Here is a 9728-nt window from a genome sequence, read left to right as displayed (position 1 = left end):
GGCCTGCCGCCAGCGTTCATTCTGAGCCAGGATCAAACTCTCAAGTTGAAACTGTATCTCTACAGTTCTTGACGTCGAACCTTCGCACATCTGCCTTGCTCCTAAGAACAAGGTCTTTCCGTTTTGTGCTTTGGTTGTCGAAACAACAAAAGCCGCAAAACAGTGAAGCTTTACCAGGTCATCGGTAGCGTGGTCTCCCACATTCCCTGCTGGTCAGATATGCTACGTGTTTGACGCCGATGCGCCCAAACCGCCCACATATCCCTTCAACTATTCATCAATTTCAAAGAGCGCGGACACACAATAAACAGCACACCCGAACTTCGGGCGTCTTGCCTTCGTGCATCCAAAATTTCGTTACGAGCGTTTCGTCTCGCTTCCCGTTCCACCCCGTCTGCATCGCTGCGTCTGTTCGTCTTCGGTGAGGCGGTATCTAGGGTTAGTCGCCGAAACCCGCAAGAGGAAAAATGCAGGTTGATGTCATTTTCTTGTCACGCTCAATGTTTACAGGGAATTTTCGCAGACACTGCTGCTTCGTTAGGCAGGCGCTGCACAGGCAAAAGGCGCAAATCCGGGTCAAACCCCGAATCTGCGCCTTTGATTCGGGCTTCAACGCGCCGAATCTTTCCGAATCCAGCCCTCAGACGGCGAATTCGGTCCCCTGATAGGTGATGTTTCCGCCCGCAATCGTCAGCGCGATTCCGGTTTTGCCCAGATCCCCTGCTGCAATCGCTTCGATATCGCCATCAATCAGCACCAGATCCGCAGCTAACCCCACAACCAGCTTGCCGGTGATGCTTTCCATATGCGCAGCCCAAGCCCCGCCTGCCGTATAGGCGTAAAGGCTGTCGATCAGGCTGACCCTTTCATCCGCAGCCCTTTCAAACGGCACCCGCGTCAGCGCTGCCTGCAGCCCTCGCATCACCGACACGTCCGTCACCGGCCAATCGCTGGCAAAAGCCAAAGGCGCGCCCTGATCCCGCAGCGTCTTCCACAGATAGGCATCGACCCAGCGATCCCGGTCAAACACCGTCTCCATAGTAGACATCGGGAAATCCATAGCACCCGGCGGATGCGGCGGCTGCACAGAGGCCGTGATCCCCAACGCCCCCAGCCGAGGAATATCACTGCGCGAGATCAACTCGATATGTTCAATCCTATGCCGCATATCGCGCAGGCCATTGGCAACCCCCGCCGCCTCATAGCCATCAATCGTGGTGCGCACCGCGCCATCGCCAATCGCATGCACCGCAATTTGCAAGCCCCGCCGATCAATCTCGGCACAGATCGCCTTGAACCGCTCTGGCTCAAACAGTGGCTCGCCGCGCTCCGTTGTCCCCGGATAATCATCCAACATAAACGCCGTCCGGCTGTCGACCACGCCATCCATAAACATCTTCACAAAGCCCGACGACACCCAATCGTCATGATACTCGGCGGTCATCGCCGAAGCCCGCTCCAGTTCCGACAACTCCATATGCGGCTTGAAATGGAACGGCACCTTGACCCGCGCGGTCAGCCGCCCTTCGTCTTTCATCTCGCGCAAAAGCTGGCAGGTGTAGCGATTGCCGTCCATGTTCACCATCGACGTAATCCCATGCGCCGCGCAATGCGCCAGCCCCGCCGCGATCTTGTCCTTATCCTTGGCGCGCACTGCATCCGAGGGCCACGGGTCCGGCTCCCCCCCCGTGGCAATCCCCAACTGCAAATGCGCCTCGCCGCCCAAAGCAAGGATCGGCCCAAACGCCTCAAACTCGCGCAACTCACCTGACGCCGTCCCGTCCGAACCCATCACCACCTCATGCCCATGCGGCATCGCAGCCCCATGCAGCAACCCGGCCGCAGTCAAAGCCGCCGTATTCGCCCAAACCGTGTGGTGATCCGGCGACATCATCGCAATCGGGCGATCCGCAATCACCCGGTCCAGATCATGCCGCGTGACCGGAGCATCCAAAATCTCATAAGACGCGCCCTGCGCCATCAGCAGCGCATTGGCCGGATATTGCACAGCATAAGCCTCAAACGCCGCCTTCAACGCCTCAAAGCCATGCACCGAGCCTATCTGCAACTGCACCAACTCATTACCGCCCAACACCAGATGCAGATGGCTCTCAAAGAACCCCGGCAACAACGTCCGCCCGCCCGCATCAATCACCCGCGTCTCAGCCCCCGCCAGCGCCGCCACCTCAGCCGCCGTCCCCACAGCCACAATCTCGCCGCCCGCCAAAGCCACTGCCTCTGCCCGAGGCCTAAGCACATCCATCGTCAAAACCTTGGCATTGGTCACAATCATCTCAACCGTCATTCTCTTAGCCTTTCATCTTGGCAAAAATACTCCCGCCGGAGGCACCACCGCCTCAGCAAGCGCACCGCCCGTTATCCCCGCAACGCCGCAACCCGCTCGGCCATCACACACAGCATCTCAAACATGATCGAGATCCCGAGCCACGCCGTGCCGCCACTGGCATCAAACGGTGGCGACACCTCAACCAGATCAGCCCCCACGATATTGACCCCCTTCAACAGCCGCGCCACCTGCAACGCCTGCCACGAATTCGGCCCGCCCACTTCCGGCGTCCCTGTTCCCGGCGCAAAGGTCGGATCGACGAAATCTATGTCATAAGTAATGTAGGTGTCACCCGATCCGACGATCTCGCGCGCCTCAGCCATCACATCCTCCACACCCCGCGCATGGAACTCCTCAATCGCGATGATCCTGATGCCATTGGCGGCAGCGAAATCCCAGTCTTCGCGCCCATAAGCCGTGCCGCGAATCCCGATCAGACAGTAGCGCTTGGGGTCGATTAAGCCCTCCTCCACCGCGCGGCGAAACGGCGTGCCGTGGTTATACTTCGATGTCCCAAAATAAACATCGTTCAAATCCGTATGGCTGTCGAACTGGATCATCCCCACAGGTCGCGCTTTGGCGACCGCCCGCAGGATCGGCAGCGAGCACAAATGATCGCCACCCCCGGTCAGCGGCAAAACCCCCGCCGCCACGACTGATGCATAAAACGCCTCCATCCGCGCCAGCGTATCGATCAGATCCGCCGGATTCACCGCCACATCCCCCAGATCGGCGCAGTTGGCGAGTTCAAACGGCGCCACCCAAGTCACCCCATTCATCGCCCGGATCATCGTCGACAGATCGCGCAACTGCCGGGGTCCATGCCGCGGCCCCGCCCGGTTGGTGGTGCCGCCATCCCACGGAGCCCCAATCAACCCGATCTCCACCTCACCAAACCGATCATGCTCAAACGGCACATGCGGCAGCCGCATAAAGGTCGGGATGCCAGCGAATCGCGGCAGATCAAAGCCGGAGACCGGCGCGAAAAATTCATTCATATTGCGGAGCGTCATATCCTGCCCCCCCCCTTCGGGGCGATTCTCAGACCCCATATGATCAAATCCTTCGGCGCTTGTCAGCCGAACCACGACCCGCATCGCCGTTTCGCGACACCGCCCGCCAGTCCAAGGCTTGACCCGAGCCACGCCTTCGGTCCTTATCACCGCAACAAGCCCTTTCGCGCCCAAGGATTTCGCATGTTTTCCAAGCCCGCCGACCCTTCTGCCCCGCCGACACGCCCCACCAGCGGCAATGTCAGCAGCAACAACCGCTCTGTGCTGTCGTCTGATCTGAAGATCATCGGCGATATCTCCTCGACTGGCACCATCGAAGTGCTGGGCGAGATTGAAGGCACGCTCTCCGCCCACGGCCTGCTGATCGGTGGCGAAGGCCGCGTCTCGGGCCAAGTCTCGGCCGAGACGGTTGAGGTCAAAGGCAAGCTTGAGGGCCGGGTTGACAGCCAGACCTTCACCCTGCGCGCCGCTGCCCAGGTCACCGCCGACATCAGCTACACCACCCTGATCATCGAAAGCGGCGCGCAAATCGAAGGCCGCTTCACCAAAGCCAAGGCGTAATCGGTAGGGCGGGCTTCACCCCGCCTTTCGCTTTCCCTATCGTCCCGGCGGAATCGAATAGGTCAGCCCCGCCCGCGCCACAGGCTCGACCATGCCTTCCGAGAACAACATCACATCCCCCACCGCCAAGCTGCGCCCCAGCTTCAACATCCGCGCCTCGGCCAGCATATCCACCCCCGCGCCCGGCTTGCGCATGAAATCCAGACTGCAATTCGTCGTCACAGCCAGCGCCACCGGCCCGATCCGGCTGAGAATGGCGAGATACATCGCCACATCCGCCAGAGCGAAAATCGCAGGCCCCGACACCGTCCCCCCAGGTCGCAAATGCTTGTCCTGCACCCGCAACCGCAGTCTCACCCCCGCCGAATCCGCGCGCTCGACAACAAAATCGTCGGCCACCTGCGCAAACTCCCGCGCCAGAAACCCCTGCAACGCCACCCGGTCCATCACGATCATGCTTTCCCCCTGCCCCACACCCGCCTAGAGTTCCGCCAATCCAAGGGGGGATGCAATGAGCAACGAGATCCTGTTACGCCACGACGCAAGCGGCATCGCCAGCCTCACCCTCAACGCCCCCGCCAGCTTCAACGCGCTGTCGACCGCGATGCTCACCGCCCTGCAATCCGAAATCGCCCGCCTGCATGCCGACCCCAGCATCCGCGTCGTCATCCTGAAAGGTGCCGGCAAAGCCTTCTGCGCCGGCCACGACCTGCGCGAAATGCAAGCCGCCCGAACAGCCCCCGACCAAGGCCGCAATGCCTTCCAAACCCTGTTCGCCCTCTGCGCCGACGTCATGCAAGCCCTGCAAAAGCTGCCCAAACCAACAATCGCACAGGTTCACGGCATTGCCACCGCCGCAGGCTGCCAACTCGCCGCTTCTTGCGACATGATCACCGCCGCCCCCGGCACCCGTTTCGGCGTCAACGGCATCAACATCGGCCTGTTTTGCAGCACCCCCATGGTCGCGCTCACCCGCAAAATCCCCGCCGCCATCGCCTTTGAGATGCTGACAACCGGAGCATTCATCGACGCTGCCCGCGCCTATGAGGTCGGCCTTGTCAACCGCCTCACCACCCCCGAAAGCCTTGAGGTCGAGACGCAAGCCCTCGCCGCAACCCTCGCCGCCAAACTCCCCGCAGCCCTGCGCCTCGGCAAAGCCGCCTTCCGCGAAACGGCCACCCTCGACACGCCCGAAGCCTATGCAGTAGCCTCGGCCACCATGGTCGAGAACATCCTGCTGCCCGACACCGACGAAGGCCTCACCGCTTTCTTGCAAAAGCGCCCCCCGAATTGGTCAAAACCCACCTGATGGCACCGGTAGGGCGGGGTTCACCCCGCCGCGCGGTCTGCTTCCCGCCGCAACAACTCCAGCCCAATCGCCAATCCACCCAGCCCCATCGCCAAGCAAAACCCATAGACAAGCCCCGGCCCGCCCAAATGCAACAGCCCCGCCCCGACCGAGGGCGCTGCCGCCGAGGCCAAGATCGGTGCCACCGCCACCGCGCCTGAGATCGCGCCAAAGCCACGCCGCCCCAGAATATCCACGATCAGCATCGGCCGCAGGATCGAAAGCAAACCCGCCCCGGCCCCCTGCAACGCCGCAAACGCAAAGATCAGCAGCGGCCACCAACCAGCACTCAGCAACGCCAGCCCCGCCAGCACCACCCCGATCAGCGACCACACCGTCGCGCGTGCATTGCCAATCCGCGCGCCCTGAAACAGCAACACCAACCGCCCCAACACCTGACTTGGCCCGATGCAGGACGCGGCCAACACTGCCATCCCCGCGCCCGCCCCGCGATCCGCAAACAGCATCAGCACATAGGTCAGCAAAATCCCGTGGTTCAGCCAGATCATGCCAAACACCACCGTGATCGCCCAAAACGCCGGACGTCGCATCGCCTCGGCCAATGCCCCCGGCGCGGCTTCAACCGCAAATCCGCCCGCCCGTTCCATCCGCCGCAATGACCGCACCGCAAAAGCATTGATTGGCACCGCCAGCAACATCAGCCCGGCAAAGGCAATCAAAGCCCCCTGCCCGCCCAAAACCCGTCCCAGAAAATCGCCCAAAGGAAACGCCAAAGTGCCCGCAAACCCCGCCACCAGCGTCACCTTGGTAATAGCGCCGCGCGCCTCAGACCCCAACCGCCGGGTTAAAAACGCAAAGCAGGATTCATAAAGACAGCACGCCTGCGCCGCCCCGATCACCGCCCAAATCGCCAACCAGATCAGGGGCGACCCCGCCAGCCCCAACCCCGCCACGCCCAGCGCCGCGAAGATCGGCGCATAGGTCAGCATCTCGCCACCCCAGCCGCGATCCACCCAGCGCCCGCTGAACGGCGTCAAAGCCGCCATCACCAGAAACCCCAAAGTCGGCCCGAACGCCAGTTCCGCCACCGACCACCCTGTCGCCGCCCGCAAATCCGGCAACAGCGCCGGAAAGGCGTAATACACCCCGGCATAGGTCAGCGTCTGCCCAAGCGCCAACAGCCAAACCGCCGCCGCCTGGCCCTGCAACCAGTTCACAACCGATACAAGTCCCCAAACTTCGCCTCAAGATAATCCAGCAACGGCCCTTCGCTGGGCTCAAACCCGCAAGCATGCGCAATGGTGTCGCGCGGATTGCGCAACCCGCCATGCCGCTGCACATTTTCGCGCAACCAGCCCACCGCCCCCGAAGTATCGCCCACCGCCAATGCCGCGTCCAACCCCGGCACCGCCGCCCGCATCGCCTTGTTCAAACAGCCCGCATAGACATTGCCCAAAGAATAGGTTGGGAAATAGCCAAACAGCCCCACCGACCAATGCACATCCTGCAACACGCCATGGCTGGGTCTATCCACCACCTGCCCGAAATCAGCGAAGAAGCGATCGTTCCAAGCCGCCTCCAGATCCGCCACCGCCAGATCCCCCCGGATCAACGCCCGCTCCAGATCAAACCGCATCATGATGTGCAGGTTATAATGCACCTCATCCGCTTCCGTCCGAATGAAACCCGCATGCACCCGGTTCACCGCCGCGTAGAACGCCTCCGGCCCCTCGACCGACAACGGCCCGAACCGCTCCACCATCTGCCCATACATCCACCCGGTCAAAGCCCGCCCGCGCCCGATCTGGTTCTCATAAATCCGGCTCTGGCTTTCATGCACCCCCATCGAGACGCCATGCCCCAGCGGAGTCATGCCATAATCCGGGTCAATCGCCAGTTCATAGCTGGAATGGCCCACCTCGTGGATCGTCGAATACAAACAGTTGAACGGATCGCTTTCCACCACCCGCGTGGTAATCCGGCTATCATCGCCGCCGCCCGAGCTAAACGGATGCACCGCCAGATCAATCCGCCCCCGCGTCCAGTCATAGCCAAACGCCGTCGCCACATCCCGCGCCAGCCGCAGCTGCGCATCCTGCGCGAAATGCCCGCTCAACCCCGCCGGAGCCTTCGCCGCCAGAACAGCCGCACGCAGCGCCACCAACCGAGGCCGCATCCGCTCGAACATGCCGCCCAAACTCGCCGCCGTCGCCCCCGACTCGTAATCATCTATCAACGCGTCATAAAGATCGCCAACATCCGCCAAAGCCGCAGCTTCCTGCCGCTTCAGTTCGATCACCCGCCGCAGCGTCGGCAGGAAATCCGCGACCTTCTCCGCCGCCCGCGCCCGCGCCCAAATCCCCTGCGCCAGCGACGTCACCCGCGCCAATTCCTGCGCGAGGTCCCCCGGCACCTTCACCGCCCGCTTGTAAGCCCGATCAATCTGATACAACTGCGCCGCCGCCGCATCATCCGCCGCCTCGGCATCCGCCAACCACGCGCCGATCTGCGGGTTGCAACGCCGCGCATGCAGCACCCCCTCCATCGCCGCCATCTCGACCCCGCGCTGATCCGCAGCGCCCTGCGGCATCATGGTTTCCTGATCCCAGCCCGTCCTCTCGGCAATCTTGCCCAAAGCCTCGGTGTCGCGCTGATAGGCCATCAACTCTGCATAAGCTTGATTGTTCTTCACGCCGTTCCCTCCCGGATCGAGCCCGCCACCGGATACATCGACAAATGCCGCGCCCGGATGATCAACACCCACAAAACCACCGCGCCCACCTGATGCGTGATCGCCATATGCGGCTGCGCCGCCGTCAGCGCGGTGTAAATCCCCAAGCCCACCTGCGCCACCAGCATCAGCATCACCGCATGGAACGCCCGCCGCGTCGCAAAATTGCCCGAGGCCCGACCGCGCAGCCAGACCAAAACCCCATAGGCGAACAGCCCATAGCCCCACATCCGATGGATAAACTGCACCAGACCGGGGTTTTCAAAGAACGCATGCCACACAGGCAAACTGCCCCCCGCGCCATCCGGCACATAGAACGCATCCGCCGGAAAGAACTGTCCGTTCATATCCGGCCATGTCGGAAACGCGCGGCCCGCATCAATTCCCGCCACCAGCGCCCCCAGCAAAATCTGCACAAAGGCCAGATGCATCAGGCCCGAGGCTTTCACCACCAACTTGCGCTCAGCCCCCCGCCGCGCCACCAGCAAATCCGTCTCCGACCGCCCCAGCAAAAGCGCATACCAAGTGATCAGCCCAAGGATGATAAACGCCAACCCCAGATGCGTGGCCAACCGATAAGACGCCACATCCACCATCGCCCCGGTCAGGCCCGAGGATACCATCCACCAGCCAATCGCACCTTGCAGACCACCCAAAGCGCCGATGGCCAGCAAGCGCTTGGTCCAGCCCACCGGGATCTGTTTCGCCAGCAAAAACCCAAAGAATCCAACCGCCCAAACCAGCCCAATCACCCGGCCAAGCTGGCGATGCCCCCATTCCCACCAGAAGATCGACTTGAACTGATCCAACGTCATCGCGGTGTTTTGCAGCTGAAACTCCGGGCTTGCTTGATATTTTGCAAACTCCGCCGCCCAATCGGCGGCATTGAGCGGCGGAATAGCCCCCGTCACTGGCTTCCACTCGGTAATCGAAAGCCCGGAATCCGTCAGCCGGGTAAGCCCCCCCACCGCGATCATCAAAGCGACCAAAGCAAAGATCGCCAACAGCCAGATCCGAATCCCCCGCCGCGCCCCTTTGCCGCGCCCATCAATCAACCCGCCCTGCCGAGCCGCCACCGCCGCCCCGCCGGGGCCTACTTCCTCAAAAATGCTGCGCTTCGTGGCCATGCCCAACCCTTTCGTTGCTTGGACGAACACTAGGCCGCCCCCCCCGCAGCTTCAAGGCCCGGACATGCGGCCAGATACCGCAAACCGTCACGCCGTTGTGACCGGGGCAAGCCAGCGACACTGATTGCCTCCCGATCATCCAAGCATGCCCTAAACCATTTCACCTTGGATCAAATATCCCCGCCGGAGGCTCCCAACGCTGATCGGAAGGGAAATTGGGATGTCAACTTCGCGCCAGTTTCGGAAAGGTCCACAAGAAGTGTAGGATTTCCCAAAAGGCCATAATTTCTCCCGACTCTTGTGAAACAGCGCCAGAATAGGATTTCTGTGGGGCCTGCCAATGAACGCTCTTGGACCAGACAATGCATTTTGGATAGATGGCGAATGGCTAAGTTGGGATGACATCCCTGAAAAGGATGAGGACGACTTTCGAGGAAGTCATTTGGCGCAGCTTGAGTATGAAGCCGAGCTGCGCTTTCAGTATCCAAACGCCGATATCGCGCTCGTTCCTTTATTTCGGGAAAGGCTTATCCCTTTTAGTCCGGTCGGCCTACATGTTGACGCGGCGCAGAACCTCGCGTCTGCGGCTTTAGAGGCGACCCGGATCAGTTTTGATCGCTATGCTGAGTTATGGGTGGCG

At 61.6% G+C, this 9728-nt stretch carries 9 protein-coding genes and 1 pseudogene; 3 read left to right on the top strand and 7 right to left on the bottom strand.

Annotated features, from left to right (window positions below):
* From ACP7AP_RS23440 to ACP7AP_RS23430, 3 genes are all read right to left on the bottom strand, one after another.
* Positions 1 to 201 (bottom strand): hypothetical protein (locus tag ACP7AP_RS23440; RefSeq protein WP_426038237.1); only part of this gene is annotated, 201 nt, incomplete at its 3' end.
* Between the two features lie 439 nt (positions 202 to 640).
* Complete coding sequence (locus ACP7AP_RS23435; RefSeq protein ID WP_426038235.1) at positions 641 to 2305, bottom strand: amidohydrolase; 1665 nt, start codon at positions 2303 to 2305, stop codon at positions 641 to 643.
* A gap of 71 nt (positions 2306 to 2376) precedes the next feature.
* On the bottom strand, positions 2377 to 3360 hold the full coding sequence (locus ACP7AP_RS23430; RefSeq protein WP_426038233.1) for an agmatinase: 984 nt from the start codon (positions 3358 to 3360) through the stop codon (positions 2377 to 2379).
* A gap of 183 nt (positions 3361 to 3543) precedes the next feature.
* Here ACP7AP_RS23430 and ACP7AP_RS23425 point away from each other — a divergent pair, with 183 nt between their 5' ends.
* Positions 3544 to 3921: a bactofilin family protein gene (locus ACP7AP_RS23425; protein WP_426038231.1), complete on the top strand. Its 378-nt coding sequence runs from the start codon at positions 3544 to 3546 to the stop codon at positions 3919 to 3921.
* Positions 3922 to 3957: 36 nt separating this feature from the next.
* On the opposite strand, the gene ACP7AP_RS23420 is transcribed toward ACP7AP_RS23425, so the two are convergent.
* Positions 3958 to 4377, bottom strand: coding sequence for a PaaI family thioesterase (locus tag ACP7AP_RS23420; protein ID WP_426038229.1), 420 nt, complete (start codon positions 4375 to 4377; stop codon positions 3958 to 3960).
* A 55-nt stretch (positions 4378 to 4432) separates the two neighbouring features.
* Between ACP7AP_RS23420 and ACP7AP_RS23415 the strand changes: the two genes are divergently transcribed.
* Positions 4433 to 5230 (top strand): enoyl-CoA hydratase, encoded by a 798-nt coding sequence (locus ACP7AP_RS23415; RefSeq protein WP_426038227.1) that lies wholly within the window; start codon positions 4433 to 4435, stop codon positions 5228 to 5230.
* Positions 5231 to 5250: 20 nt separating this feature from the next.
* Here ACP7AP_RS23415 and ACP7AP_RS23410 read toward each other — a convergent pair whose 3' ends face one another.
* From ACP7AP_RS23410 to ctaA, 3 genes are read right to left on the bottom strand one after another with little or no spacing between them, the layout of a single operon-like run.
* Positions 5251 to 6447, bottom strand: coding sequence for an MFS transporter (locus tag ACP7AP_RS23410; RefSeq protein ID WP_426038225.1), 1197 nt, complete (start codon positions 6445 to 6447; stop codon positions 5251 to 5253).
* On the bottom strand, positions 6444 to 7892 hold the full coding sequence (locus ACP7AP_RS23405) for a carboxypeptidase M32 (protein ID WP_426038239.1): 1449 nt from the start codon (positions 7890 to 7892) through the stop codon (positions 6444 to 6446). Before ACP7AP_RS23405 ends, ACP7AP_RS23410 begins: the two co-directional genes overlap by 4 nt.
* A 26-nt stretch (positions 7893 to 7918) precedes the next feature.
* Entirely contained in the window at positions 7919 to 9088 is a 1170-nt protein-coding gene (gene ctaA / locus ACP7AP_RS23400) for a heme A synthase (protein WP_426038223.1), read from the bottom strand.
* A 340-nt stretch (positions 9089 to 9428) separates the two neighbouring features.
* On the opposite strand from ctaA, the pseudogene ACP7AP_RS23395 reads away from it, so the two are divergent.
* Positions 9429 to 9728: pseudogene (locus ACP7AP_RS23395) on the top strand (hypothetical protein); the annotation flags it as partial.

The organism is Cypionkella sp. TWP1-2-1b2, from assembly GCF_049896245.1.
Taxonomy (GTDB): domain Bacteria; phylum Pseudomonadota; class Alphaproteobacteria; order Rhodobacterales; family Rhodobacteraceae; genus Cypionkella.
This window is presented reverse-complemented; position numbering and strand designations above follow the sequence as displayed.

What these genes read in the sequence shown, in the direction of transcription:
- ACP7AP_RS23435 (WP_426038235.1), bottom strand. Translation starts at nt 2,305, where the DNA reads ATGACGGTTGAGATGATTGTGACCAATGCCAAGGTTTTGACGATGGAT.
- ACP7AP_RS23430 (WP_426038233.1), bottom strand. Translation starts at nt 3,360, where the DNA reads ATGACGCTCCGCAATATGAATGAATTTTTCGCGCCGGTCTCCGGCTTT.
- ACP7AP_RS23425 (WP_426038231.1), top strand. Translation starts at nt 3,544, where the DNA reads ATGTTTTCCAAGCCCGCCGACCCTTCTGCCCCGCCGACACGCCCCACC.
- ACP7AP_RS23420 (WP_426038229.1), bottom strand. Translation starts at nt 4,377, where the DNA reads ATGATCGTGATGGACCGGGTGGCGTTGCAGGGGTTTCTGGCGCGGGAG.
- ACP7AP_RS23415 (WP_426038227.1), top strand. Translation starts at nt 4,433, where the DNA reads ATGAGCAACGAGATCCTGTTACGCCACGACGCAAGCGGCATCGCCAGC.
- ACP7AP_RS23405 (WP_426038239.1), bottom strand. Translation starts at nt 7,892, where the DNA reads ATGGCCTATCAGCGCGACACCGAGGCTTTGGGCAAGATTGCCGAGAGG.
- ctaA (WP_426038223.1), bottom strand. Translation starts at nt 9,088, where the DNA reads ATGGCCACGAAGCGCAGCATTTTTGAGGAAGTAGGCCCCGGCGGGGCG.